Here is a 26,634-nt window from a genome sequence, read left to right as displayed (position 1 = left end):
TAAGACGAGAGAAAAAAGGCAAGATCAGGTGGCCGGATTAAACCGAAATGGGCGATCGCAATCACCGGAATACGCAATCAAAAACTCTTGCTTCAAGATACCATTCACTCTTTCTGCTAATGCATTTTGATAACAATCATACTTACGGAACTGACGGAAGAGTTTCGAATACTAAGAATTTAAGCAGGTTTGGAAGGCTCGATTTAGTTGACTATATCGGCTTCTCCGGATTGTAATGTAGCTAGATTGTTGTGAACGGTTAAAAGACATTCCCTTAGAATAGCTACCTTTTCTTCGGATATTCCTTCTACGGCGAGGAGGTTGATCACCTCCGCCTTTGGTACGAGAACAGACTGTAAGCTACGGCCCTTCGGCGTTAGGTAAACTAGACGCCTAGGCTTCCCTTCAACAATAGGACGCAATTCAAGTAAGCCAGCTGCTTCCATTCTTTTAACGACGGAATTAGTTGTCGGCTCAGACAAACCAACTCGTTCACTAAGTTCGCGTTGGGATAGTCCTTCTTCACTCCATAGTTCTCGTAGGTATGACCAATATCCATGGTTCACACCATGTGGTTGGAGCTGGCTCTCTAGACAAACTTGAAAATCTCGGACTACTTGACGAACGATATGAGCAAGACGCTCATATTTGATTGCCACTGTACCGCCAATATTTTCTGGAGTTTGACTTTTAGCTGTAAGGGTATTTTTCATTATTAAAATTTCATATCTAATTGTTTATAAGTACAGTTTTAGCGAAATAGAATTATTAACCCAGCGGGAAAGTATATTCATGATACGTAGCTGATTACTGGATGTTCAAAGTACTTTGCAACTCTCTTTGGTTTTTGTTGCAGAATCCTCATGTGACTAAGCACTTTACCTGCTAAATTTTCTTGATTTCTAGCTGGTGCCGAACTTCGTATCCCAGCCTTAAGGTCAGCGTTCAAGTATTCATCTGGATTCAGGTCTGGTGAATATGATGGCAAATAGAAGACCTCGATCTCATCCTCATGACGCGCTAACCATGCTTTTACCAACTTGGCATGGTGTACCCGAAGATTATCCAAAATGAGAAATACTTTTCGCCCTGCATCTTTTATCAGCCGCTTCATAAAACACAGTAGCACTTTCGCGGTCATGTTTTCTCCATACATCATGAAACGGACCGTTCCTTGATTATTAACCGCTGAGATCATATTCGTTGAGAAGCGTTTGGCATTAATTTCTATAACGGGTGTTTTTCCTTTTGGTGCATAACCTCGACTGTGCTGGCAGTCATTTCGAATACCTGTTTCATCGCCCCAGTAGATCTCAGCACTCTTCTCAAAGGCTCGGCTTTTGATCTTAGGGTAAGTGTTATCCAACCATTTTTTAACCGCTTTTGGTTTGCGCTCGTAAGCCCGTTTTGCTTGCTTCTGAGGGGCATACCCCCAACGTTTTAAATAGTCACCGACCGTGCGAATAGCAATGTGAATACTCCACATCTGTTTGACCACGGCCTGAATTGCTTTTCGATTCCAGAGTGCAAAGGGCAGCTTCATTTGGTCTGGATTTTTGTCACAAATTAACTTTTTCAAGACTGATTCTTGAGCTTCAGTGGGCAGCCTTTCCTCTGCTGATCTTCGGCCTCTTTGTCCCTGTTTTATCGCCACCTCACCCTTTTTCACCCAAGCCCTAATCCAGCGGCAAACAACGCTATAGTGAATACCTACAATTTCTGTTCTCTTTTTGTCTTGCTGGAACGGCCGGATAGCCAAGTCTCGATTGTGTTGTTGAATTTCAGGTGTGAGCTTACGTGCGTCTAATTTTTTCATACATGAATCTTAACACATGATTACCTCTTTTTCTGCCTGGTTAATAATGGATCAGCTTTTTTTGAAATGGGATGAGTGGCGATATGCTTGGGAGCATTACGATTTGTGAATCCAGATTGTAATTTACAGGGTCTTTTACTAGCACGGCCAAAAGATATAATTTTGGCCGAAAGCGTACATTTTACCCTAAACTGCTATGGCCTAATTGTCTCTGGAAGATGCGAATAAGTCCCGCGCATGAGACAATTCATTTTTAACCTTCGAGCCTGACCATGTCACATCAACTCACTTTTGCCGACAGCGAATTCAACAACAAGCGTCGTAAAACACGCAAAGAAATTTTCCTTTCTCGGATGGATGAATTGATGCCTTGGGACCAGCTTGAAGCCGTTATTGAGCCTTTTTACCCCAAAGCAGGAAAAGGAAGAAGACCGTATCCGTTATCCACCCTGTTTCGTATTCACTGCATGCAGCATTGGTACAACATGAGCGACCCTGCTATGGAGGATGCGCTTTATGAAATCACGTCCATGCGTTTGTTCGCTGGATTGTCGTTAGACAGTGCTATCCCGGATCACACGACCATCATGAATTTTAGGCACTTACTGGAAAAGCATAAGCTCTCCCGTCAGCTGTTCAAAGAGGTCAACAAGTGGTTGTCCAGCGCTGGTATTTATCTAAAAGAAGGCACGATTGTCGACGCCACTATTATTGAAGCGGCTAGCTCGACTAAAAATAAAGCGAAAGCACGCGATCCAGAAATGCACCAGACTCAAAAAGGTAAGCAATGGTTCTTCGGGTTAAAAGCTCATATCGGCGTTGATGCTAGAACTGGGCTGAGTCACAGTCTAAGCACAACGGCAGCTAACGTACACGACATCACAGAAACAGAACATCTGCTTCATGGTGAGGAACGTTTTATCTCGGCGGATTCAGGTTATCGAGGCGCTCAAAAACGAGAAGAGCTTAAAGACATCAAAGCGGATTGGTTGATTGCTGAAATGCCAAGCAAAGTGCGCCTTCTCAAGAAACATCCAAGAATAAACAAGCAACCTATCCGAACGGAATACATAAAAGCCAGTATTCGAGCAAAAGTAGAGCACCCCTTTCGAATCATAAAGCGTCAGTTTGGTTTTAGGAAAGTCGTCTATCGTGGCTTAGAGAAAAATAATAACAAACTGTCGATGCTGTTTGCCTTAGCCAATGTGTTCAGAATTGACCAGATGATACGAGCTACAAGGGGTTAATCCGTTTAAAAGCCCGTAAACAAGGCCGAATGAGCGTGTTTAAGGGCTAAAAGTAATGAAATGGGTGACATTTTTTGTTTTTTAGCCGAGTTAGAAACACTGGCTAAGGTTAGATGTCTTAATCGTAGTTTCCCTCTCAATAGAGCCATTTTATTTGATGGTACACTTTGGATTATCTGGTTCGAGCTGAAGGATAACAGTACTCTGCCAGGGCAGTTTCCAAAATAGGTCAACTTTTACGCCTAAAGAAGAAATACACAAGCTAAAATTTTATAATAAATTAATTATCTTTATTATCATATAAGCTCCGCAATAACCGCACTCATATTCGATCGACCAATTTAAGAAGCACCATCACAAGCAGGCATTGAAAACGTAAATTTTCTACTTATTAAAATGTACGTTTGAAAAAGTAAAGTTTCTGTAATAACATTCATGTGCGTAGTAATAGCTTTTTTGAAGCCTGAAAACATAAGAGATTTAGACAAAAGTGCGAGTTGTTCATATGAGTTCGATGTGGTCAATTTTGATATAGGTTTGATTCAACAATGAGTGAGGTAGAAATGGATCATAATGATGCTTATCCTAGATTGCTCATTAGAGAAGATATCAACCAAGAGCTACTATTGCCATCCAGCACTTTAAGTAACGTTCAAGACAATCCTGCTATCGCCTATTTATTAAGCCTAGGTTCAAAGCGCAGTAGGCAGACCATGCAATCATTTCTTAACATTGTTTCAAGGATGATTGGATTCGATGACTTAAAGCACTGCATTTGGAGTTCATTAAGGCGCCATCACGTTCTGGCCGTACTCGAAATGCTCGCCAGCACCGAAAAAGCCCCAGCAACCATTAATACTTACCTTTCAGCACTAAAAGGCGTTGCTCTTGAAGCCTGGACAATGAAGCAGATAGATACAGACAGCTTTCAGCATATCAAGCAAATCCGCTCAGTAAGAGGTTCTCGCCTCACGAAAGGTCGAGCGCTTGAAAGGCGTGAAATCCGACGCCTTTTTGATACTTGTGCCGGCGACCACAGCGCTATGGGGTTGCGAGACGCTGCGATTTTAGGTGTTCTTTTAGGTTGCGGGCTGCGTAGATCGGAAGTGGTGGCTCTTGATATTGACGATATGATCTATAAAGATAAGGCGCTAAAAGTGCTTGGAAAAGGCAACAAAGAAAGACTGGCCTTTGTACCAAACGGCTCTTGGGAAAGACTCGAGCGATGGATTCATGAGGTTAGGGGGGTGTATTCCGGCGCCCTATTTTCAAGAATAAGGCGATTTGATGATGTCACAACCTCAAGGCTATCTGATCAAGCTATTTATCATATCCTTGAAATGCGTCGAATAGAGTCGAGGATTGAAAAATTTGCCCCTCACGATTTGCGTCGTACCTTCGCCTCAGCAATGCTGGATAACGGCGAAGATATCGTCACCGTCAAAGACGCTATGGGTCATTCGAGCATCAACACCACTCAAAAATACGATCGCCGAGGGGATGAGCGACTAAGAAGAGCAAGTGAGCGCCTTGGCATTACTGATTAAACAATATAAGTAAATTGGATAATACATTTTCAAATTTTACTTTATTAACCCACTACATATCGACACACCAAATAATTATTTAAACTATTTTATTTCTTTGATCCTTTCGCCATTACGCCCTGCTTCGATTGACACACAGCTGTATACTAAGCCCCATCTTTTTCTTTTTTAAATCAATATCTCGCTATTCCGTTCATTACAGTCAAGAAAACTTCTTTGTGTGTTTGCTGGTGACCTTTGGTTTACTGCTTTTCGACAAAAATGAGTTGATGCGACATGGGCAGGTCTAGATGACAAAAAGTGAATTCTTTCACGGACGAAGCTGCTCTAATCTCTCTGAGTGCCTCGACTTTGACTCATGCCTTTGTAGCCCTCCGTAGAGAACTGCACATGTATATTTTAGATACATTTAATGCACTTTAATCTAATTAAATCAGCAACTTATAAAATAATAAAAATTAAATAAAAGGTGCATTAAAGTGCTTTAACAGCTATTTTTTGGTCACAAATTGACAATAGCATACTTGCAAAAATGCACAATTAATAACCGGGCATAAAGCAACCTAGACTTACCAAAATTTATTAGACAATAGCTGCCTCCAACACATACATCATCGCGAAAGCATACCTTAAGCCTTCGATAGCCCTGCCTGTTTCGGTGTTAATCAAGTTAACGCCTAACCAACCATACTTGCCGACTTTGGCATCGCTGTTTGCTAAACCTGTCAGAATGACACGTCGATTAGAGAGGTTTAAACACTTTCTCCAATGCGGTAGACAAACTTTTTTAAGGTTATTGCCTGATTGCTTTTGCCCATGCAACAACGTAAATGACAACGATACCTTATCGTTAGTCAGTGTACTTAACGCATCGATGACTGGTTCGGCGGAAGCAATGTCAGTAAACCTGAATAGGTAGTTACGCTTTTGGGTATGTTTAGAAAAACCGTTTAATAGAGCTTGCAGTTTGACTGGGTCTTTTTGGGCCATAATTTGAAGACGGTCTACTACCTCGACATAAGCATTTTGATCAATGTCGATGTTTCTTGGCTTGGCTGGCAACGGTAGCGTTTCGTTTTGATAGCGCTCTAAATTGATTTTTCTTGAGCAGTTTCCAACACCGTCAGAAGCAATCTTATGTCTTTCTAAACTGAGCAGAGATAAGAGATTTCTTTCCCACTTCTTGATCTCTGATGCATTGATTCCAGTTTGCTCTGATAACGCGTCATACTGCTTATATTCATCGATTATTAACACTGGGCTTTGAATCAATTTAAACAATATTTTTCGACAGTCATCAAATTTTCTGACCGTATTATTGGCAATAAGCTCCAATCTGAAATTGGAAATCGCAGCAGAAAACATCACTTGACTAGGCTGCGGCAAGATTCTTTTGTACTTCTTATGTAGACCCAAACGATACCCATCAGCACCATCACGCAACCATCGATAGATAGTAGTTAAAGATTGCCCTGATGCATCCGACAACATCTCTGCCGTTGGCATTATTCGTTTTTCAATCGAAACGCGAGCAAGGTAATCCATACAATGAATGTAATGTTCCAATGTTGTCTCTGGCGACGCGTGCCCCATCAGTATCGATAACGCATAAAGGTGTCTTCTGGTTGGATCTTGGCTCGCGTATAAGTAATGCTTAAGAGCTGCATTATCAGCCAACCAGCTCTGAGTTTCTGGGTGCTGTTCATAGATGGATAGCTGACAAGACTCCTCACTCATCAGTTTTAATAATGTCAGAGTTGCAAATGAATGACGAAGGTTGTGATATCTAAGGGAATCATCCCCACATACAGCCCTCATCACTCTGTGTATAACAGGAAATACCAAATCGGCATTTATGCAGTTATAACTTTTTGATGCGCATGCAAAAAGAAAAGGTGAGCTACTTTCGCCACTATCAAGCTGCCCACGCCTCTTGTTTAACCAGTCTCTGAATAACAACAATTCATCGTGACTTAGAAAGTTTCTCAACTCGAAATGGCGCTTAGCATTGTTTGTTTTAAGTGTACGATAATGGTGAGGTCGAACAATAAGGTAGCAATTTTCATCGCCCTGGATGTCTTCTACTCTCAACTTTAGACCTTCGCTTTGCCTAAGCCCACAGCGGTATCCAAGAATAAAGATTAATCTGATAACGACATTCACCTCTGGTGATAAGTCGAGCTCATCAATACCTTCCAATGTCTTCAGGACATTTAAGTATTCGTCTACAAGCAGAATATTCGCATCAACTGGCAACGGTGAATTTTGAATTCCAAACACTTCTCGTGAATCAATAGCGTCAACATAGTGGTAGTTTTCCAAATATTTCTGGAACCGATCCAGCATACTGGCCAATTTTCTTTTTAAACCAGCCGATGAAACTGTACCAAGAAGCTCTTCATATAACCCTTCTAAATCTTCAGAAGAGTACAAACTCATATCATCTTTTTGCACCAAACCTGACAGTCGAGAACCGACCGAGCACATCATATAGGCAATACGTTTTGTTTGTAGATTTGTGAAGTCATTACTACCAACACTTGCTAAGTGCGCACCCCACATCAGCACCAACCTTTGCACCGGCTCCAATTCCATATCGTTCTTAAGAATAACCGAAATATCACGCTCCAAGCTTTCCTTGCTGTCTGACTTTTTGATGTGCTTTTCAACCCATGTCCAACTTACAGCCTGACTCTCTTCTTCTTGCTCAGATGTGTTCGACATTGAGTGCGAATCATCAAGCGATAAATATTGATCACTAGGAGCCCAAGCAGGCTTAACAGGTGAATCACTATTTTCGACACCATCACCAAGAGCAAAATAGCCCGCCAAACGATTAATAGCGCTCGGCTTTAATGAATGACTAATAAACTCTCGATGACAATATCGAACAACAAACGAGGGCACGACCTGCTCATAATGAACAGACACAACATTAAGAAGAGCCTTAAGGTTCATTTTCTTAATTACGAGATTTTTTTTGAAACTTTTAGGCAGGCTAGAAAAAACACCTTGAATAAGAGACGTTATTTTCTTTTTCATCTCTTGTTTTTGGCCTGTTATTATTTCAATTTCTGAGAGCTGACTCTTGAGCAGAAGTGTTTCAGTCAGTGTATCTGGATACCAGAAACGACTTTCAGAGTGCAGATACTCTCTCGTTTTTAGATCTAAAGGCCAAATTTTTTGACTGTTTACAAAATAAGGTTGTTTAGACGAATTAACCAACAAACCGTATAAGCCTTCTACTGACAGAAGACCACCATACACAATCGATGACAGTAGTATTTGTCCTCTTTTAACGTCATCCTTGCAATTCGGTTGCTTCAAAGATTCAGATAAAGCGTTAACAATATCTTTATATAAAACGACATATCGATTAAGTCTCAAAGGCGTTAGTCGCCCAGCCTCTCGATGCATTTTTTGTGTTAACGCTGGAAGAGTAACACTACTGTCTAACTCACCTATTTTTTTCAAATACAGGACCAGTACCCTTAGCACCTTCGACACCTGAACAATACCTTCAGCCTCTAGCTTGCAGGTGTTGATAAATCGATTAAAAAGCTTGTTAACATTAAATTTTTTACGTTTTTTATCATCTTTGTATCCGATAAGAATAGCTTTTGAATCTGTGGTTTTATCTTCAGCAAGCCAAGTCATAAAGTACTCAAAATAATGCTTTTCGGAGTCAGCTATGTCAGCTTCAAACTTATTAAATATCGGCAATCTCTTTTCTGTTACTTCAGCTCTCCATGAGGCGTTAGACTCAATTTCTTGCGCTTCAAACATCAGCAAGCCCTCGTTCAATCGTAAAACTCAATTCGTTAAGCATATCGTTAATATTCGGTGCCACCATCTCAAGAAGCTCAATGGGCGAGCACGTTGAGAATTTACCCCAAGGTTCTTGGCCTGCTCCCCAGTGCCCCATAAACGCATTAATCAACTCACCTCTCACTCCTTTTTCTATCAAATAGGTGCGAATAAATCGACGGTTAGTGTTCATCGGTAGATTCAAAAAAGAGGCTTGAAGCTCAAAGCTTAGGCTAGGTTTAATTTCTGCAGAATGAAGATCTTTATCGAGATAGAAATAGTCTTGTATGTCTATTAGTGAATTGTTATTAATAGCCAAAAAGTAAGTGGTGTTTTTGAGTTGCTCGACGTGCTTTTGATAGGCCTCTAACTGCTGACAAACGAGTTTAGGTAATATACATAATCGTGAGTTATAAAAATCATCACCATCTTTATCAGAGATAACGACCGTTTTTGTGTCGGAATCAAAAGCAGTTAAGCAAGCAAGCGGTGAGCAAATAGCACGCACCCCCGTTCCATACGCAAACATCTGAGCGGTGTAATATGTCATCATGTTATGAACATTCAAAATTTCACCAGAATCTTTTGCGGATTTGATCGCACTTTTACTTTCCTTCACCATATTAATAATGCTACCCAGCGTCGGGCATAACGGTGAAACGGACAGTGTATTTACTACAGGTAATTTAGCGGCTTCTGACTTGATAAAACTAGGCAAAGAAACATCATCACAGAGATCCCTCCAAACCTTATGCCTAACCGATTCAAGGTAACTAGGCGAAGGCGCGCTGTAATGCAAAAGCGTCTTTCCGAGCGGAAGGTACTGACCAGTGGATAAGATCGTAACCGCAATATCAGCTGTTTGATGAGTTATATGAGCGGGTAAAAAATTGGCAATTTTATGCTCATTCAATCGGTTACTATCAGGTAATAAGCGCAGCAAAGCGTTTAAAATACGTCGGTACTCAGGTAGCTTCTTTTTAAAAATCCTCCCCACTTCTTTTTTTTCTAGCTGCTCTTTATGCTGCTCTTGTAGAAAATTAGCCAGACCAAACTCATCAGGAATTTTAATATGTGATTCCACAACTCGGCATTGCTCTAAAACATCTTGAGTCATCCGTTTTGCGCGTCGAACATTTGCAACCTTGAGAAGCCAAAACCGCTCGCCACTCACCAACACCGATGTTATCTTTGCTTTAGAAGCAAGGTGGTCAGCAGACCACCTGGTACCGTGAGTAACATCTCTTAAAGAGCAACCGGTATATAACATCAATAAAGCAATTGGCGCTGCATGAGAAATCAAGTCATTATAAAACGCAGGCCGACGCATTACGTCTAAACAAAGTTCAACAAGCTGAGCGATTTCAACGTTGGTAGCGTTAGAAAATTGACAAATCAAATTTTGATTTGATTGTGCAACTTTAGTAATTTGTCGATTCGTGAGAATGTTGTTACAGCTAGGTGTTGGGTCTTCAACACTAATAATCTCATCATAATCGCCCTGTTCATCCTCTTCCAAATCGGCGTATTTAGCCTCTTCCTCAGGTAACAAAGCTGAAGTTTTTCTTATCTTGATACTGTTAACAGGGATACTATTTGAACCATGCCCAAAGCCCGTCGCCTCAACAATGCAGTTGTCATCAATCAAAATAGACTCGCTGATAGTGCCCGAGTGATATCGGCAATAGCCGCCATGCCAGCCGGAAGACTTTCGGTTATAAGGCTTAGCTTTGCCGCGCTTTCTTGTCGCGTTGACACCTCTACGCTGAGACTCAAAGCTTATCCACCTCGAAATCAATGGACTCATTGTTTGACGGTAGATTGGGCGCTCCTCTGTAGCCGAATCATCACGTGCCGCTATAATATCTTCACACCATTCCAACACATTAATGTCATCACAAAAAAATTCTATCTCGTCATCATCAACATTATTATCTGACCAATTACGAATAAAAAAGCCAGCTGTTGATGCAGCGCTTTGATGTTTTTTCGAGCGTTTTTCTTGGTCTTTGATGTACATCGAGAAGGTCTTAGGCGAATGATTCAATGATGAATAAGCCGCAAGCACAATGATCTGTAACCCATGAAAATTGTTGATATATTCATTATCTTCAAGAGTATTCATAAGCATCGAATAAATGGGGTATCGCCCCCATTGGCCCTGCATAGGGTGTCTTCGATCTTCAACAACATCAGGTCTTTCATGCCATATAAAAGCATCCACTTGCTTCAACAAGGTTATGTGCTTTTCCATAAAATCAGCAAAGAGACTTAGCCCTAATAATCTCTCACCAAACACATCTTCTAGCAATGAAAGGTCATCGCATTCATCCCTGACACTTTCGATGGCGTCACTGATGTTTTCAACACAAAGATCGATAGCGCGCAAATGGGGCGGGATATGACACAGATTACAAAAATGAAGTATAAATTGACGAGATTGTTTCGCCGTCAAATTGGCAACGGTCAATTTCTGTTTCTTCATCTCTTTAAGAAAGCGATGCAAACAAGAGCCGTCAAACTCGACAGTTGATGAACGATGGGTACTCAACGACTGATCTCCTGTATTGTTCTAGCATCTAACCCAAACAACGCCGCAAACTTCTTGCTACTACAAGATGCGAAGAAAGATTGCTTATACAAAGGGGAAAACGAAGGCAGGAGCGTGTCAAAGGTTTGCTGAAGCAAGCTCTTTTTTGTACTGTATATAATCGGAAGGCCCAACACTTCCATCGTGTTTAGTCGTTTCAGAGCCAGCCCCATTTTCCCTGTGAACCAGCGAACTGGCACTTTTTGCTTCTTGTCTAAAGTATTAACAGCTTGCACATATGACTGAATTCCAGCAACGCAGTATAACTTGCCTTCTTCTCGCACTAATACGATCGGAGATAGTGTTAAATAATCCAACACTTCATTCCGTTCTAATGGAAGTAACTCTCGAACAAAAGCAGGAAAGCTGCGCAAAAAAGCCATCACCTTGGGGTGAATGCTATCAATGTCGGATAAAGCGACATCACATGATTGGTCTGTAATGCAACTATCTGAATGGGTGTCAACAAAATCACCAGCTTTCACTTTAGTCTGATTTGACTCACTGAGCTTCGGCAGAATAAAAGGTACATAACTTGCGGTTTCGAGGTCACTAAAAGCCCGAGAAGCATGTAATTCAAACTCAGCCACACAACTCATATCCCACAACCGTAGTTTGAGCAAATTTGACTGTTGCTCACCAACATCAACAGATGATATTTCTGTGCCAAAAGAAATGTTGCAGTCTGAAATTACGCTTTTCAGACAGGCATATGATTTTTCTTCTGCTCTAGCCTGCGCAAATGACAGCTGAGCTAAGCGGAGTTTCCGTTCCTTGCCATCACGCTCATAACAAATAGACGCTGTCTCTGCGTCATACCCAACATCAGAACCTGTTTTCAACAACAAGGATCCAAAAGCCTCAAATTGATCAATAAAAAGACCGTAGCCATTTTCTTTGAAATGGAGATACACGAACCCTTTCGAGACTTCTATTAACCTTATATCCATACTTCTTCCTCAATAAAGAATGTTATGCGTCCGCATGAAAGCAAACACCGTTAACAAGACCTCACTTGAAAAGCGCTACTATATTGGTAAAGTACAGACTCTCACCTCCGACCTTACCAGCGGCACTTTTAAGCTGGCCTTGGTTTTATAGATGCTTACCGTCTAGTAAACGATAAGCATCTATTCCTTAATGACGCTTCTAGTCGCATCAAATTCTTCATACCTTAAACATCGGACTAACCATGAAATAACAATGCTATTTCTTCTTGTTTTTACCGAATAGCCCATATACTCCATTACAATACTGCAAATTAAATTAATATCAAACAAAATAAACCACTTTATTTTAACGTCATTAGAATAATGTTACGTTTTATTGACGTTTACCCTTTTCTCATCCACACTGTGGCGCATCTAATAAAGGTAAATAAAAATGACTCAAACTCTTGGTGATTTTGTGGATATAAGCACCGGCTATCCATTCAGAGGACGTATAGAACCAAGCAAGGAAGGGGAGGCTTTTGTCGTACAAGCCAGAAATATTGGCCCAGATGGTGAGATATTTACGAACAACTTGGTATGTTCAGAACTGACAGGGAAAAAAGACCCTGGTTGGCTTCAATTCAACGACATTATATTTTTAGCAAAAGGCACAAAAAATACAGCCTCGTTAGTCAAAGATCTGCCTGATAACACGGTCTGCTCCCCCCACTTTTTTCGGTTAAGAGTCAAAGCTTCAAAGCAAAAAAGTGTGCTGGCAGAGTTCATTTGCTGGCAACTGAATCAAGAAGCTGCTCAGCGCTATTTCAAGGTCTCCGCTGAGGGCAGCCTACAAGTCAGTATTCGAAAAACAATTTTACAAGACACGTCAATCGCACTACCCGATGTAGCCACTCAAAATAGCCTAGTAGAATTGCATCGCAACGTCATACGCGAGAAAAAAACCTATGAGAAGCTTATAGAAAACCGGCAGCTAGAAATGGCAGCCATTGCATCAGTATTGTTAAAGAAGCCAATGACAACCGACGAACAAAACGATTAATAAGGGATTTACACCATGTCTAATACACAAATCAATCAAGAAGACATCAACAGTGCAGTATGGAACGCTTGCGACACCTTTCGTGGTGTCATCAGCGCTGACACTTACAAAGACTTCGTTCTCACCATGCTCTTCTTGAAATACATATCCGATGTCTACCAAGACGATTATAAAAAACTGGTGTCTCAGTTTGGTGATAACCCAGAGCTCATTAACGCAATGATGGAAAAGCGTCGTTTCGTTTTACCAATAGGCGCCAGTTTTTGGGATTTATTTGAGCAGCGAAGCCAACCTGGTAATGGGCAACGCATCGACCAAGCCTTACATGCTATTGAAGAGGCCAACGGGACCAAACTGCAAAATGTCTTCCAGGACATCAGTTTCAACACCGATAAACTGGGCCAAGAAAAGCAAAAGAACGATTTACTCCGCCATCTTTTAGAAGATTTCGGTAAAGACATCTTAAACCTCAGTACAGAACGCGTTGGCAGTTTAGATGTCATTGGTAACGCTTATGAATACCTTATTAAGCACTTTGCCGCAGGCAGCGGAAAAACCGCCGGGGAATTCTATACACCACCAGAAGTATCCGATTTATTAGCCACTATTTTAGAGCCTGTGGAAGGTGACCAAATATGCGATCCAGCCTGTGGTTCTGGCTCTCTGCTACTTAAATGTGGCGCTATGGTACGAAAAAACTCTGGCTCAAAAAAATATGCCCTATTTGGGCAAGAAGCCATTGGCTCTACATGGGCACTCGCCAAAATGAACATGTTTCTACACGGCGAAGACAACCACCGCATTGAATGGGGTGACACCATTCGTAATCCATTGCTACTAGATAAAGACAGTAACAATTTATTGCATTTTGACGTGGTTACCGCCAACCCACCATTTTCGTTAGATAAATGGGGCCATGACGATGCCAGCAGCGACCCTTATAGCCGCTTTCATCGTGGTATACCACCAAAAACAAAAGGCGATTATGCCTTTATCCTACACATGATCGAAACATTAAAACCAGGCACCGGCAGAATGGCAGTGGTTGTCCCCCACGGCGTGTTATTTAGAGCATCCAGCGAAGGCAAAATCCGCCAACGACTGATTGAAGAAAACCTACTTGATACCGTTATTGGCCTACCAGAAAAGCTATTTTTTGGTACAGGCATCCCTGCGGCTATATTGATCTTTAAAAAGCACAAAACCGACGACAAGGTGCTGTTTATTGATGCCAGCCGCGAATTTAAATCAGGCAAAAATCAAAACCAACTCACGCCTGACAACATTCAAAAAATCATCGACACCTATAAAGATCGAGAAACGGTTGAAAAATACGCATACCTAGCAAGTTTTGATGAAATTGCCGAGAACGACTTTAATCTTAACATCCCTCGCTACGTTGATACCTTTGAAGAAGAAGCCGAAATTGATTTGGCGGCAGTGCGCACCGAGCGGATACAACTTAAAAATGAACTGCAAAACCTTGAACTAGAAATGGAAGGTTACCTGAAGGAACTCGGATATGAGTAACCCTGTCACTCATCAATACCATGAATTGGTTGATACTATTTCAACGGCATTTCGTGAAGGGCAGCAAAAAACGGTCAGTGCCATTAATGCGGGCCTAGTATTCACCTACTGGAAAATAGGCCAGCATATTGTGGAATACGAACAAAAGGGGAAAGCACAAGCAACTTACGGAAAGCAGCTGTTAAAACAACTCAGTACAGACCTAAAACTAAAACATGGCAAAGGTTTCAGCATCAGTAACTTGCAACGCTTTCGTCAGTTTTATATGCAGAACTCAAATTATGCGACAGTGTCGCACAATTTAAGCTGGTCTCATCATGTTGAGCTATTGAAAATAGACAACTCGACTGAGCGGTCGTTTTATACCCAGCAATGCATCCATGCCAACTGGAGTGTTCGGGAGCTAAAACGACAAAAAGACAGCGGCTTGTTTTTGCGACTGGCTGCGTCCAAAGACAAAGAACAGATATTAGCCCTTGCCACGCAACAAGCACTTGTTAACAAACCGGAAGATGTGCAACGCGACAGCTATGTATTTGAATTTTTGGGATTACCAGAAAAACAACACTACAGTGAAAAAGACCTAGAAGAGGCACTATGCCAGCACCTAGAGCAATTTCTACTAGAGCTAGGTAAAGGCTTTACCTTTGTTGGTCGCCAATACCGCATCACGCTAAACAATACCCACTACAAAGTCGACCTTGTTTTTTACCATCGCATTTTGCGCTGCTTTGTTTTAATTGATCTTAAAATAAACGATGTGAAGCACCACGACATTGGCCAAATGAATATGTACATGGGCTATTTTGCTGCAGAAGAAAACATCGAAAGCGACAACCCACCCATTGGTATTATTTTAAGTAAAGACAAAGACGAATTGCTGGTTGAATACGCCACCTATGGCATGGATACGAATTTGTTTGTACAAAAATACCAACTGTACCTACCCAACGAAGAAGAGCTACGCCGAGAAGTTGAAGCAACACTGATGGAGCAGAGCCATGAAAAATAAAGAACAACGATTGACCCGCAAAAACGAACTGCAAAACCTAGAAGCAGAAATGGAAAGCGACTTAAAGGAGTTGGGTTATGGTGCCTAATGGGTGGGAGTCAGCAACTCTTGGAGATTTAGTTAATAAGAGTGCCTTTGGACCTAGATTTACGTCTGAATTGTACTCAGAGGATGGTGCTATTGGGACAATTAGAACAACTGATTTGTATAACGAAGGTGAAATAAATTATGCAACAATTCCTTATGCGAACCTAGATATTTCAGAATATGAGGAACACGCGTTAAAAGAAGGAGACCTATTGATAACCCGATCTGGAACATGTGGTATTCCGTGTATTTTTACTGAGCAAGAAAAACCAATCATTGCTGGTGCTTTCCTGATTCGTTTTCAGTTGAATAATAAGATCGATTCTAAATTCTTACATGAGGCTCTAAAGTCCGCACCAATACAGTCAAATATCAAACGTATGTCTGCGGGGGGAGTACAGAAAAATTTAACGGGAACGAGTTTAAGAAAACTTTTAATTCCAGTTCCCCCACTCACAGAACAACGCAAAATTGCCACAATCCTTGGAACTTGGGATAAAGCGATTAGTACCACCGAGCGCCTAATCGACAACAGCAAACAGCAGAAAAAAGCCCTCATGCAACAACTGCTCACAGGTAAAAAACGCCTACTTGATGATTCAGGTAAACCGTTTAAAGGTGAGTGGGAAGATTTTTATCTTCATGATGCTGCAAAAATAATTGTTAGCCCTGTTGATAAAAAAACTGTTGAAGGTGAAATTCCTGTTGAGCTGTGTAATTACACAGATGTTTATTACAACACAAGGATCACCAACTCTATAGACTTTATGAAAGCTACCGCTAAGAAGTCTGAGATAGATAAATATACCTTACAGGTTAATGATGTGATCATAACTAAGGACTCCGAGACTCCGGGAGACATAGCAATACCTGCATTAGTAAGTGAAAATTTAGGTGGTACTGTCTGTGGATATCATTTAGCCATTATTCGCCCAAACAGTCGATTAGCTGAGGGAGCATACCTCAATTACTTATTCTCGATGCCAAAAACACGATACTATTTTTTCACTTTAGCTACAGGCGCAACACGATTTGGGTTGTCAATTGGTGGCATTAATAAAGCTCATTTCACACTCCCTCCCTTAGATGAGCAGCAAAAAATCGCTTCAGTATTAACCAATGCCGACCAAGAGATCGAGCTATTAGAACAGCAGTTAGCCGATTTAAAGCAAGAGAAAAAAGCTCTGATGCAGCAACTGTTAACAGGCAAGCGTAGAGTTAAATTGGATGAGAAGGAGGTTACATGATCACGCAAAAGCGACCTCGCACTATTCAGATTTTCTTACCTACAGGCGACCCTGCGGGTATTCGCATTGCGGAACAAACCACCTCGATTATTCGCCTAATTGAAGTGCCGCGTAGTGATATTGCTGAGTTCGTGAAAATGCCGGAAGCCAAACAGGTTGGCCTGTATTTTTTAATCTCTGGCGATAGCAAAGATGAGCTTTATATTGGACAGTCGGGTGATGTAGGCAGCCGATTGATGCAGCACTATAAAGACGAGAAGAAAGAATGGGAGCGAGCGCTGGTACTAGTGTCGCTCACTAACAACTTAACCCAAACTCATGTACTGTATTTAGAATCTCTGTCGATAGAAAAAGCCAAACACTGCCAGCGTTATGAGTTGCTTAATGGTAATGGTGGGCAAAAGCCCCACACGCCGATTCCACTTAAAGCCGATTGTGATGAAATTCATGAAATAGGCAGTTTGTTGCTAGCCACTCTTGGTTATCCAATTTTTGAACCTCTTGCTGAACAATCATCTACTAAACCCGAACAGGTATTCATTTGTAACCGTGCCGATGTGGATGCCAGAGGCATATACACTAACGAAGGCATGGTGGTACTAAAAGGCTCCTCCGCCCCGATGACAACAACACGCAAAACCGACCAAAGGTTTTACGATAAACGCGACCGCCTTTTAGCTAAAGGGGTAATAGTTGAACAAAATGGCCGCTTTGTATTTCAACGTGACTATTTGTTTCCCTCACCCAGTGGTGCCTCAATGTTTTTATTGCTTGCCACAGCTAATGGTTGGGTAAACTGGAAAACAGAGCAAGGCGTGACATTGCATGATTATCAAGGCAGAACACTTGAGTCAGCTAGTGAGCAAGTACACAGCGTGACATAACCCATTAGGTTGTTTTATTCCCTGCAATCTATGACGTCTTGACCAAACAGATGTTTTCATTTGCGGGCAAAATGGGTGGTCGGTCGACTATAATTAGTTCATTTCAATAACGAGATGGTAGCCTAGGTACGACAGTTGTTTACTGGCATACGTCGGGTTAAATTACATAACGAAAATTTAGAACCAAAGGCAAGCTAATGGAAGTTAAAAAGTTAACACTTCGCAATATAGGGCGTTTTGATACGTTAGAAGTTCTTTTAGCCCCTGCAGGAAATAAACAAAGCAATGTTACTGTCTTCGTCGGTAATAACGGTTCAGGTAAAACATCGATACTAAAATCTCTTGCGACATCGCTCAGTTGGCTTGTCGCACGTATCCAAAGTGAAAAAGGCGTAGGCAGCCCAATCCCAGAATTAGTCATTAAAAATGAAGCGTCATCCGCTTCCGTTAATCTCGATGTTTATCATTTTACTGGCAATACCGCAGACCCTGATGCTGAAGGAGAGTCCGATGATGGAAACTATTTCCCTTGGCGCGTTGCAAGAACACGCAAAGGTCGCAAAGCTTCATTGAAAAGTGATTACTGGGGCGTCACCTCTTTGGCCAATCATTACCGTACCTTACTGTCACAGAACGATAAATCATCATTGCCTTTGATCGCCTTCTATTCAGTTGAGCGAGTTGTTATTGATATACCTTTGAAAATAAAAGGGAAACACTCGTTTTTACAACTTGATGGTTATGACAAATCTCTCAGTCAGGGCGTGGATTTTAGACGTTTCTTTGAATGGTTTAGAGAGCGTGAAGACACTGAAAACGAATCAAGCATATCAGACGATATGCTTGAACAACTGCGCCTTGTTTTTGGTCACGACGATGAGAGCTGGGCAAAACTTAAAGAAATAAAAGCATCAAAAAGAGATATACAGCTGGCCGCTGTACGCTCAGCTATTTATGCATTTATGCCGGAATTTTCAAACCTGCGTGTACGACGTAAGCCAAGACTGCATATGTCGATTGATAAAAATGGCAAGACATTAAATGTTGCTCAGCTTTCTCAAGGTGAAAAGTCATTAATAGCACTCATTGGTGATATTGCGAGACGCTTGGCGGTTATGAACCCGTCGCTAGATAATCCTTTGATCGGAGACGGTATCGTCCTCATTGATGAAGTGGACATGCACCTTCACCCAAAATGGCAACGCCGTCTTATTCACCAACTTACCAGCACATTTCCACAATGCCAGTTTGTACTCACAACACACTCACCATTGGTTATCAGCGACAGTGAAGGGGTTTTAACCTACCTGATTAACGAGGACGAAGTGCAAGAACTGCCCTCACTGTATGGGCAAGATGCAAACACAGTACTCCTTGATATTATGGATACTGACATCCGCAATGCAGTGATAAATGAAAAGCTTACGCTTTTATACGACTCGATTCACGATTCTGAAATCGAAAACGCTAAGCAGCAATTAACAGAGCTACAACATACCCTCCCCATAGACAACATAGAATTATCCAAGGCAAGGCTATTGCTTCGTAAAAAGGAGCTTAACCTTGAAAGAGATAATTAAACGATTAGGGTTTGAACCTGAAGTTATAAAGAAGTGGAAAAAACACAATCCAATAGGTCAATATAGCGACCTTGGCGAAGTTGAAAGAGAAGCAATACGATCAGAGTGCTCCTCAGAACAATATTACCTGTGTGCATACTGCTGTAAGAAAATATCAGGTTCAACCAAAGACACCATGAATGAACACGTTGAAGCTCGAAGAATCGCACCTCAGCGCAGTTTAGATTTTTCCAATATCGTTGCAAGTTGCAGAACCTTTAAGCAATGTGATGACGCTCATGGGTCTCAACCACTTCCATTCTCGCCTTTAGTAAAAGCATGTGAATCAGAATTAAGCTTTACGTTAAGCGGAAAAATAATTGGCTTAACTGATAGAGCAAAAGAAGCGATAAAAATCTTAAATTTAGGTGACGAATTGACCGGTAACCGTTCTCTTATAGAACAAAGAAAGCAACTCGTTACTTCACTGTTATTGTGCAACGGCGTGGACCCAGAAGATGGGATAGAAGATAACGAAATTCTTAAGATGCTAATCCAAGACTTGTCCACACCTAAAGACGGAGAGTTGGAAGCCTTTTCACCGGCCGCGATCAGTGTACTCAAACAATGGGTTTCATAACTCAACCACATTAAAAATAAACGTTTAAAACAGTAGCCTTTGGTCCTGAGAGATCAATCAGTTAAAGAGTATTTAATATGGACATAACTCCGCCTAAAGCCGTCAGTTACTCGGAAGAATTCAGCGCAAAAATCCCAGCGTTGTCTTTACTCTCAAATCTGGGCTACACCTTTATTCCACCAGATAAGTGCGAAGCCCTACGTGGCAACCACGCAGGCATAGAGAAAAAAAGCACTCACCAAGTGATCTTGCTCCCCGTATTAAAACAGTTCTTAGCAAAGCAGTCCTTTCCCTTTGCCGGAAAAAAATACCTACTGTCCGATGCCGTTATTGATAAAGTCATTCATGAGCTGAACCCTGCAATGAACCTTGGGTTAAAAGCAGCCAATGAAAAAATTTATAATGCCTTACTGTATGGCATCAGTGTTACTGAGTTTATAGATGGGAAAAAAGCCTCTCCAACGATTCAGATAATCGACTGGCACAATATTGAAAACAATTCTTTTCATTTCACTGAAGAGCTGGTGGTCAAGAACGCAGAAGGTACCAGTAACCGTATTCCCGATATTGTCTGCTTTGTAAATGGTCTTCCTCTAGCGGTAATCGAAGCCAAGCGACCAGACTCAAAAAAGGAAGGTCGCTCAACAAATACCGAGGCGATTTCTCAGCATATTCGCAATCAAGGCCAAACCGAAATTCCTCACCTTTATGCCTACAGTCAGTTATTGCTTTCGGTCAATGGTCACGATGGTTTATATGGCACCTGCGGCACACCTGAAAAGTTTTGGGCTAAGTGGAAAGAAGAAGATTCTCACAATGGAATAACAGAAGCTGAGTTTATCCGTTTGAAAAATCAGGCCTTAGACGATCAACAGCTCAACCGGCTTTTTGATCACCGACCCACCTTCGCTAGAACACGATACGAGTCGTTAATAAGCGCCGGAGATTTGGCCGTGACCGATCAAGACAGGATCATCACTTGCTTACTACGCCCCGACCGTTTACTGGAAATGACCCGCTTATTCACTTTATTTGATAAAAAAGCAGGCAAAATCATTGCTCGTTATCAGCAAGTATTTGGTATTAAAGCGTTAATAGAGCGTATCAGTACGTTTGACCCTGCTGGCGCACGAGAAGGTGGTGTAATCTGGCACACCACCGGCAGCGGCAAATCCTTTACCATGGTATTATTATCCAAAGCCTTGATTTGGTTTGAAGAGCTCGCCCAGTGCCGAGTAATCATTGTTACCGACCGAATAGACCTAGAAGATCAACTAAGCCGAACTTTTTCATCCGGTGGGGTATTTACCGTACGAGATAAAAAAGAGGCTATGGCGACATCAGGTAAGCGGTTAGCAGAGCAAATCGGCCAAGGCAACGAACGAGTCATCTTTTCCATCATCAATAAATTTGGCTCCGCGGTAAAACAAAAGAACTGTTTTAACGACAGCCCAAATATTATCGTTTTGGTGGATGAAGGCCACCGTAGTCAAAACGGCGAAAACAACATTCGGATGCGACAAGCCTTACCAAAAGCCGCTTTTGTTGCCTTTACCGGAACCCCCCTATTAAAAGACGATAAGACAGAAAATAAATTCGGTAAGATCATTCACTCCTACACCATGCAACAGGCCGTTGAAGACCAGACGGTCACACCTCTATTGTATGAAGAGCGCATTCCCGATTTAAATGTGAATGACAAAGCCATCGATGCCTGGTTCGATCGCATTACCGAAAAGCTTACAGACGAACAAAAATCGGATCTGAAAAGGAAGTTTTCCCAGAAAGGCCAAATTTATCAGACCGAGGGTCGTATTGAGCTAATTGCTCACGATATTTCTGACCACTTCCAGAACTTTAAACAAAGACATTTAAAAGGTCAGTTGGCTTGCGACTCAAAAGCCACGGCCGTTCGCTACCAATATGCTTTGGATAAAATTGGCAAAGTCACTTCGGTACTTGCTATGTCTTCGCCAGACACCCGTGAAGGACACGAAGATGTGGATCAAGAAAGCAAAGACATCGTCCAAAAGTGGTGGAAAAATAACGTAGCAAAAACGTATCGTGGTGATGAAAAGGCATATACCTCAGCGATCATTAATGAGTTCAGCCGTGATGAAGGCCCCGATATCATGATCGTCGTCGATAAGCTATTAACAGGCTTTGACGAGCCCAAAAATACCGTTCTGTATATTGATAAACCCCTCAAAGAACACAATTTGATACAAGCAATTGCTAGGGTAAACCGCTTACACAACAAAAAACAGTTTGGTTACTTAATTGATTATCGCGGCATTTTAAAGGAACTAGATACCACAATCGATAAGTATCAAGACTTGGCCGAGCGAACACAAAAGGGCTTCGAGATTGATGATTTGAAGGGTTTATACAACCGAATGGACATGGAGTACAAAAAACTCCCAGGCTTACATCGTGATTTATGGGCCATTTTTGATGATGTGAAAAACAAGCAAGATGGCCCCGCATTAAGACAAGCATTAGCGCCAAAAATCCGCGAATCAGACGGGCATTTTAGTGATGCAAATTCGAAGAAAAGAGACGATTTCTATGCCGCTCTCACTGCATTTTCTAATTGTATGAAGGTTGCCCTTCAATCAGCCAATTACTTTGAGGACAAATTTTTTGATGGTACTTCCTCGGCTGAGAACAAACGGGATCTGTATAAACGTGATTTAAAATCGTTTGTTGAATTGCGGCTACAAGTCCGTGAAGATGCCAATGAAACCATCAACTATGACGAATACTCAGAAGACATTCGAAGCTTGCTCGACAAGCATATTGCCGGCATTGAAATAAAAGAGCCTGAAGGCGCCTATTTGGTAGGTAATTTGGGTAGGCACGCACAACCAGAAGAAATGACCAGCGATGAAGCTCGAAATCAAACTGATAAAATTACGGGGCGTATCACCAAAATGATTGAACAGGATTTGGCAGATGACCCTTATGCTCAGGAGCATTTTTCTAATCTTCTAAAAAAAGCCATTGAGGATGCGAAAGCCATGTTTGATGCGCCGGTCAAACAGTACATTTTATTTGCCGACTTTGAACAAGATATTAAAGAACGCAAGATGCCAGACATGCCAAACGATTTTGTCGACGCGTCTGGAAAGCTCAACAGACATGCACAGGCCTATTTCGGATTATTCAAACTTCTTTTTGATGATGAGCTCTTATCTGAAAAATCATTGGATAATAGTCGTTTGGTTTCTCTCGCGTTTGAAATTGATGAGGCTGTTACAACGGCTGTTGCAGAATATTCTATTAATCCAGCTGAAATTGAAAACGCCATCAGCATGAAGTTATTACCCGTGTTATTTGTTTCTATAGGTCTCGATAACGCTCAAAAATTGATAGAAGAAGTTCTAAAAATTACACGTTTAGGCTTAGCAAGAGGGTAAGGCGAAATGACAACACCCGGTGAAACTGGTCTTTTTACATATGGAGACAACGCCATTCAATATCACATCATTCGTAAACTAGCGGCCTGTGATGATGTGTTAAAAAGTAACCGAAAAGTTACGATAAAAGTGTATCCGGACCAAAAAGTAACAGCCTCAGCCCCTTTTGATGCGTCTGAAGAGCTCATAAGAAAAGCTGTGCTAAAGCGAGCTAGATGGATTTGGCAAAGCATCGAAGCGTTTGCTAAGCAAAAAAATACTGTGATACCGAAGCATTACGTCAGTGGCGAAACACAATTTTATTTAGGCAAACGTTATGTTTTAAAAGTGCTGGTGGATACTAACCAAACAAACAACGTCAAACTGAGTCGTGGCCAACTACAGGTAACATTTCAGCAGGATCACGAAGAGCGTACCAAGAAAGTAAAAGCGCTCGTTGATCAATGGTACAAAAATAAAGCTCAAGTGCTGTTTCAACAACGACTGACAGAAATACTCAGCAAAACCACGTGGGTGACAGACACGCCATCATTTCGTGTGATGGCAATGAAAAAACAATGGGGGAGCTGCTCCGCCAAAGGCCTATTAATGCTCAACCCTCACCTTGTGAAAGCACCTAAGGAATGCATTGATTACGTGATACTTCATGAGCTTTGTCACATTGCCGAACACAACCACAGCGAGCGATTCTGGCGACTACTCACACAAGTCATGCCCAACTGGAAAGAAGTAAAAGCCAAACTCGATGGTATGGCTGAAGTCTACTTAAATGGATAAAAACCACTCATGAAAAAGGGCCTAGCACAAACAGCTAAGCCCTTATTTATTGTTATTATCTATAACGTTTTACCAGCAGTCCCCTTGAAGAAATGCAGGAACACTTCCAACTAACGAACCTCTGAGCACCTCATAACTCGAAAAACGCTCGTAGTCACTCGTTAGCTTATCTTGAACCCATAGTGACACAGCTTCAAAGTTCGAAAATACTGGCGAGACATTGAGGATTGAAGCAAGCCCAACACCGTCGTTTATATGAAGGTCATCGATCAACATTTGTGATGTTTTTAATGCCTGAGGTGTCACCCAAATATTTGATTGTGTCATAGTGTTTTCTCCCCTTCAGCGGAACTCGAGTCACTTTTTCCAAGCATTGCAGCACTTTCTCTCTGTAATAAACGGTCTAATGCTGAACCGTCCTGTCGAGTCAGGTTAGGTACATACCGAGAGTAAACGCGAAATAACATCTCCGTCGTCGTATGCCCCATCTGACGAGCAATCCATTCTGGATTTTCACCCGATGCCAACCACAACGTCGCTGCTGTGTGGCGTGTTTGGTAAGGGCGTCGTTTCTTGAGATCCAACAGCCTTAGCAGTGGATACCAAATACGCTTCGTCACAGTGTCACTTCTAAGAGGCGTACCATCAATATTGCAAAATACTAACTCCTGATCATGCGTCATTTTGTATTGCGCTTTTAATGCGTCATAGACAGGCTGAGACATGTAAATCTCACGCTGCGAGCCATCTGTTTTAGTATAAGTAAACTCCCCTTTTACCCAGGTTTCACGAATTAGAATCTGCCGTTTTTCAAAATCAACATATTTCCATTTAAGACCATCCACTTCGCCAGTACGCATTCCCGTAAAAAACCGCACTGTGAAGTAACTTTTGAAGTCTCTTCTAACCAACTGAATAATCAAATTTACTTGATCTAAAGAAAACGGATCTATGTCTGTTTTCATGATTTTTAACGATTTAATTCCTTTCCAAGGAGAGGTAAACTCGTATCGGTCGGCGGCCTCATTAATAATCATTCGAAGAGGTGTCATTATCTTGTTGATTGATGCAGGCTTAAGAGCACTAGTTTTTCGTTTAAGTTCTTTGGCGAGAGTTGAACGAAAATTTAGTATGTCTGCTTTTGTGATGCTGCCGACTTCTTTTTCACCGAAGTAAGGTATTGAGTACACATCAATGCTATTCCTCACTGAAAGAGCATGTGAATTCCTCCACTCGATCTTTTTTTCATCAAACCAAAGCTCTGCAAACTCTTTAAACAAGAGCGTTTTTCTGGTTTTTTTCTCAACATGCTCAGCCAGTATTTCACCCTGCTCTCTGAACAACTTAGCCTTTTTACTATTTGGGAAATAATCCCAATACTTAAATGTGCCCAATGTAATTTCAGCCTCAATGCGATCAAGAATTTGCTTTGCTCGCTTCTTGTTCGCAGGGGAGTCCATCAGCTTAGTCTGCTCACGGCAGCGCTCACCCTTAAAACGAAAACCCAGCAGCAACTTACCGCTTCTAACGTTAATGCTTCCCATATACCACTCCTAGTGGACACCAGCCATCAATGTGTTAATAGCAGGCACTTTAAACATGTCTTCCTCTATCTGCTCCCAGATGTACAAAATTTTGCGACCACCGAACGGTCGAAAATAATGGATGCCCTCGATAAGAACCGTGTCTTTTAATTTGCGACGTATGGTCTTACTGTCGTACTTGATACACTCAGAAAGTTCTTCGGTTGTTAAGTATTTTTGATTCATAATAGATCCTATTGATTCTTTTATGACTCATTTGAGTCATAAAAGAACAATAGTAGGCTTTAATGACTCAGTCAAGATAAAAATGACTCAAATATGACTCATTTGATACAATAGGAAAAACTCTAATTGGAGAAGAACAATGCTGCGTGTCATGTTTAAGCAATTACTCGATGAGAAATCATTTAAAGAAGGCAGGAGAATTACTGTCGGAGAAGTAAGTCAAGATATAGGTATAAGTAGGGCTACTTTGACTAGGATAGCCAATCAGCCAGGCTACAATACCAATACAGATACACTTAGTGCACTATGTGACTACTTTGATTGTGAGCCAAATGAGCTACTAAAACGCGTGCTCTGAAAAGCTGCTCCAAGTTAGGGAAACTACGATTAAGAAGTTGCAAAACACTCAACTTCTCTTTTCCAAATAAAAAAGCACAGGATTCCATCTGTTTTGATGCTTTTCACCACTAAGCAAGCTTATTTAGCCTTGTTTAGTGGATTTTGAACGGATTAACCCCTTGCCGCCTGTATCATCTGGTCAACTCTAAACACATTAGATAAGGCAAACAGCATCGCCAGTTTGTTGTCGTTTTTCGCCAGCCCTCGATAGATCACTTTCCTAAAGCCAAACTGTCGCTTTATGATCCGAAACGGGTGCTCTACTTTTGCTCGGATACTGGCTTTGAGGTATTCTGTTCGGATTGGTTGCTT

The 26,634-nt window shown here is 41.5% G+C and carries 21 protein-coding genes; 12 read left to right on the top strand and 9 right to left on the bottom strand.

The genetic code is table 11. The features are described from left to right. Positions 1-203: 203 nt before the first annotated feature. Together J9B83_RS14690 and J9B83_RS14685 are read right to left on the bottom strand one after the other, a co-directional pair. On the bottom strand, positions 204-713 hold the full coding sequence (locus tag J9B83_RS14690; RefSeq protein ID WP_072842384.1) for a MarR family winged helix-turn-helix transcriptional regulator: 510 nt from the start codon (positions 711-713) through the stop codon (positions 204-206). Positions 714-790: 77 nt separating this feature from the next. After that, the gene (locus J9B83_RS14685) at positions 791-1,816 is read right to left on the bottom strand and encodes an IS630 family transposase (protein WP_072842385.1); all 1,026 of its coding nucleotides are present in this window, start codon (positions 1,814-1,816) and stop codon (positions 791-793) included. A 272-nt stretch (positions 1,817-2,088) separates the two neighbouring features. On the opposite strand from J9B83_RS14685, the gene J9B83_RS14680 reads away from it, so the two are divergent. Further along, the gene (locus J9B83_RS14680; protein ID WP_072842386.1) at positions 2,089-3,063 is read left to right on the top strand and encodes an IS5 family transposase; all 975 of its coding nucleotides are present in this window, start codon (positions 2,089-2,091) and stop codon (positions 3,061-3,063) included. A 563-nt stretch (positions 3,064-3,626) separates the two neighbouring features. Then, complete coding sequence (locus tag J9B83_RS14675; protein WP_407944028.1) at positions 3,627-4,610, top strand: tyrosine-type recombinase/integrase; 984 nt, start codon at positions 3,627-3,629, stop codon at positions 4,608-4,610. 582 nt (positions 4,611-5,192) lie between these two features. Here the strand turns inward: J9B83_RS14675 and J9B83_RS14670 are convergent. Genes J9B83_RS14670 through J9B83_RS14660 form a run of 3 tightly spaced genes read right to left on the bottom strand, consistent with a single transcriptional unit; the run spans position 5,193 to position 11,957 of the window. Continuing rightward, the gene (locus tag J9B83_RS14670; RefSeq protein ID WP_072842388.1) at positions 5,193-8,396 is read right to left on the bottom strand and encodes a site-specific integrase; all 3,204 of its coding nucleotides are present in this window, start codon (positions 8,394-8,396) and stop codon (positions 5,193-5,195) included. Next, positions 8,389-10,968 carry a hypothetical protein gene (locus J9B83_RS14665; RefSeq protein ID WP_211537570.1) on the bottom strand — a complete coding sequence of 860 codons (2,580 nt, stop codon included), beginning with the start codon at positions 10,966-10,968 and terminating at the stop codon, positions 8,389-8,391. Before J9B83_RS14665 ends, J9B83_RS14670 begins: the two co-directional genes overlap by 8 nt. Then, positions 10,965-11,957, bottom strand: a complete 993-nt coding sequence (locus J9B83_RS14660; protein WP_211537569.1) for a hypothetical protein — start codon at positions 11,955-11,957, stop codon at positions 10,965-10,967. Before J9B83_RS14660 ends, J9B83_RS14665 begins: the two co-directional genes overlap by 4 nt. A 433-nt stretch (positions 11,958-12,390) precedes the next feature. On the opposite strand from J9B83_RS14660, the gene J9B83_RS14655 reads away from it, so the two are divergent. From J9B83_RS14655 to J9B83_RS14615, 9 genes are all read left to right on the top strand, one after another. Beyond that, positions 12,391-12,999, top strand: a complete 609-nt coding sequence (locus J9B83_RS14655; RefSeq protein ID WP_211537568.1) for a restriction endonuclease subunit S — start codon at positions 12,391-12,393, stop codon at positions 12,997-12,999. Between the two features lie 15 nt (positions 13,000-13,014). Beyond that, entirely contained in the window at positions 13,015-14,529 is a 1,515-nt protein-coding gene (locus tag J9B83_RS14650) for a type I restriction-modification system subunit M (RefSeq protein WP_211537567.1), read from the top strand. Beyond that, on the top strand, positions 14,522-15,541 hold the full coding sequence (locus J9B83_RS14645; RefSeq protein ID WP_211537566.1) for a PDDEXK nuclease domain-containing protein: 1,020 nt from the start codon (positions 14,522-14,524) through the stop codon (positions 15,539-15,541). Before J9B83_RS14650 ends, J9B83_RS14645 begins: the two co-directional genes overlap by 8 nt. 77 nt (positions 15,542-15,618) lie before the next feature. Beyond that, a complete protein-coding gene (locus J9B83_RS14640) occupies positions 15,619-16,875 on the top strand; it encodes a restriction endonuclease subunit S (protein WP_211537565.1) in 1,257 nt (418 codons plus the stop codon). Next, a complete protein-coding gene (locus J9B83_RS14635) occupies positions 16,872-17,759 on the top strand; it encodes a GIY-YIG nuclease family protein (protein WP_211537564.1) in 888 nt (295 codons plus the stop codon). Before J9B83_RS14640 ends, J9B83_RS14635 begins: the two co-directional genes overlap by 4 nt. 197 nt (positions 17,760-17,956) lie before the next feature. Beyond that, a complete protein-coding gene (locus J9B83_RS14630) occupies positions 17,957-19,339 on the top strand; it encodes an AAA family ATPase (protein ID WP_211537563.1) in 1,383 nt (460 codons plus the stop codon). Next, positions 19,323-19,958 carry an HNH endonuclease family protein gene (locus J9B83_RS14625; RefSeq protein WP_211537562.1) on the top strand — a complete coding sequence of 212 codons (636 nt, stop codon included), beginning with the start codon at positions 19,323-19,325 and terminating at the stop codon, positions 19,956-19,958. The genes J9B83_RS14630 and J9B83_RS14625 overlap by 17 nt, the downstream gene beginning before the upstream one ends. Before the next feature lie 77 nt (positions 19,959-20,035). Then, on the top strand, positions 20,036-23,377 hold the full coding sequence (locus J9B83_RS14620) for a type I restriction endonuclease subunit R (RefSeq protein WP_114413461.1): 3,342 nt from the start codon (positions 20,036-20,038) through the stop codon (positions 23,375-23,377). Positions 23,378-23,383: 6 nt separating this feature from the next. After that, entirely contained in the window at positions 23,384-24,154 is a 771-nt protein-coding gene (locus J9B83_RS14615) for a M48 family metallopeptidase (protein WP_114413460.1), read from the top strand. A gap of 69 nt (positions 24,155-24,223) precedes the next feature. Here J9B83_RS14615 and J9B83_RS14610 read toward each other — a convergent pair whose 3' ends face one another. Genes J9B83_RS14610 through J9B83_RS14600 form a run of 3 tightly spaced genes read right to left on the bottom strand, consistent with a single transcriptional unit; the run spans position 24,224 to position 25,923 of the window. Beyond that, entirely contained in the window at positions 24,224-24,481 is a 258-nt protein-coding gene (locus tag J9B83_RS14610) for a hypothetical protein (RefSeq protein WP_072842399.1), read from the bottom strand. Further along, the gene (locus tag J9B83_RS14605) at positions 24,478-25,698 is read right to left on the bottom strand and encodes an Arm DNA-binding domain-containing protein (protein ID WP_114413459.1); all 1,221 of its coding nucleotides are present in this window, start codon (positions 25,696-25,698) and stop codon (positions 24,478-24,480) included. The genes J9B83_RS14610 and J9B83_RS14605 overlap by 4 nt, the downstream gene beginning before the upstream one ends. 9 nt (positions 25,699-25,707) lie before the next feature. Continuing rightward, positions 25,708-25,923, bottom strand: a complete 216-nt coding sequence (locus J9B83_RS14600) for a hypothetical protein (protein WP_072842401.1) — start codon at positions 25,921-25,923, stop codon at positions 25,708-25,710. Between the two features lie 139 nt (positions 25,924-26,062). Between J9B83_RS14600 and J9B83_RS14595 the strand changes: the two genes are divergently transcribed. Then, positions 26,063-26,281 (top strand): helix-turn-helix domain-containing protein, encoded by a 219-nt coding sequence (locus J9B83_RS14595; protein WP_072842402.1) that lies wholly within the window; start codon positions 26,063-26,065, stop codon positions 26,279-26,281. A 152-nt stretch (positions 26,282-26,433) separates the two neighbouring features. On the opposite strand, the gene J9B83_RS14590 is transcribed toward J9B83_RS14595, so the two are convergent. Continuing rightward, positions 26,434-26,634: transposase (locus J9B83_RS14590; protein WP_211537561.1), on the bottom strand; the 201-nt coding region annotated here is incomplete at its 5' end.

The sequence above is a fragment of the Marinomonas vulgaris genome (genome assembly GCF_018145875.1).
In the GTDB taxonomy this organism is placed as follows: Bacteria; Pseudomonadota; Gammaproteobacteria; order Pseudomonadales; family Marinomonadaceae; genus Marinomonas; species Marinomonas vulgaris.
Note: the sequence above shows the minus strand (reverse complement) of the source record. Positions and strands in the feature narration are given on the sequence as shown.

Excerpts from the sequence above, each read along its gene's own strand:
- J9B83_RS14640 (WP_211537565.1), top strand. The coding sequence starts at position 15,619 with ATGGTGCCTAATGGGTGGGAGTCAGCAACTCTTGGAGATTTAGTTAAT.
- J9B83_RS14680 (WP_072842386.1), top strand. The coding sequence starts at position 2,089 with ATGTCACATCAACTCACTTTTGCCGACAGCGAATTCAACAACAAGCGT.
- J9B83_RS14675 (WP_407944028.1), top strand. The coding sequence starts at position 3,627 with ATGGATCATAATGATGCTTATCCTAGATTGCTCATTAGAGAAGATATC.
- J9B83_RS14610 (WP_072842399.1), bottom strand. The coding sequence starts at position 24,481 with ATGACACAATCAAATATTTGGGTGACACCTCAGGCATTAAAAACATCA.
- J9B83_RS14690 (WP_072842384.1), bottom strand. The coding sequence starts at position 713 with ATGAAAAATACCCTTACAGCTAAAAGTCAAACTCCAGAAAATATTGGC.
- J9B83_RS14685 (WP_072842385.1), bottom strand. The coding sequence starts at position 1,816 with ATGAAAAAATTAGACGCACGTAAGCTCACACCTGAAATTCAACAACAC.
- J9B83_RS14605 (WP_114413459.1), bottom strand. The coding sequence starts at position 25,698 with ATGGGAAGCATTAACGTTAGAAGCGGTAAGTTGCTGCTGGGTTTTCGT.
- J9B83_RS14670 (WP_072842388.1), bottom strand. The coding sequence starts at position 8,396 with ATGTTTGAAGCGCAAGAAATTGAGTCTAACGCCTCATGGAGAGCTGAA.
- J9B83_RS14595 (WP_072842402.1), top strand. The coding sequence starts at position 26,063 with ATGCTGCGTGTCATGTTTAAGCAATTACTCGATGAGAAATCATTTAAA.
- J9B83_RS14620 (WP_114413461.1), top strand. The coding sequence starts at position 20,036 with ATGGACATAACTCCGCCTAAAGCCGTCAGTTACTCGGAAGAATTCAGC.
- J9B83_RS14630 (WP_211537563.1), top strand. The coding sequence starts at position 17,957 with ATGGAAGTTAAAAAGTTAACACTTCGCAATATAGGGCGTTTTGATACG.
- J9B83_RS14600 (WP_072842401.1), bottom strand. The coding sequence starts at position 25,923 with ATGAATCAAAAATACTTAACAACCGAAGAACTTTCTGAGTGTATCAAG.
- J9B83_RS14635 (WP_211537564.1), top strand. The coding sequence starts at position 16,872 with ATGATCACGCAAAAGCGACCTCGCACTATTCAGATTTTCTTACCTACA.
- J9B83_RS14650 (WP_211537567.1), top strand. The coding sequence starts at position 13,015 with ATGTCTAATACACAAATCAATCAAGAAGACATCAACAGTGCAGTATGG.
- J9B83_RS14655 (WP_211537568.1), top strand. The coding sequence starts at position 12,391 with ATGACTCAAACTCTTGGTGATTTTGTGGATATAAGCACCGGCTATCCA.
- J9B83_RS14660 (WP_211537569.1), bottom strand. The coding sequence starts at position 11,957 with ATGGATATAAGGTTAATAGAAGTCTCGAAAGGGTTCGTGTATCTCCAT.
- J9B83_RS14615 (WP_114413460.1), top strand. The coding sequence starts at position 23,384 with ATGACAACACCCGGTGAAACTGGTCTTTTTACATATGGAGACAACGCC.
- J9B83_RS14645 (WP_211537566.1), top strand. The coding sequence starts at position 14,522 with ATGAGTAACCCTGTCACTCATCAATACCATGAATTGGTTGATACTATT.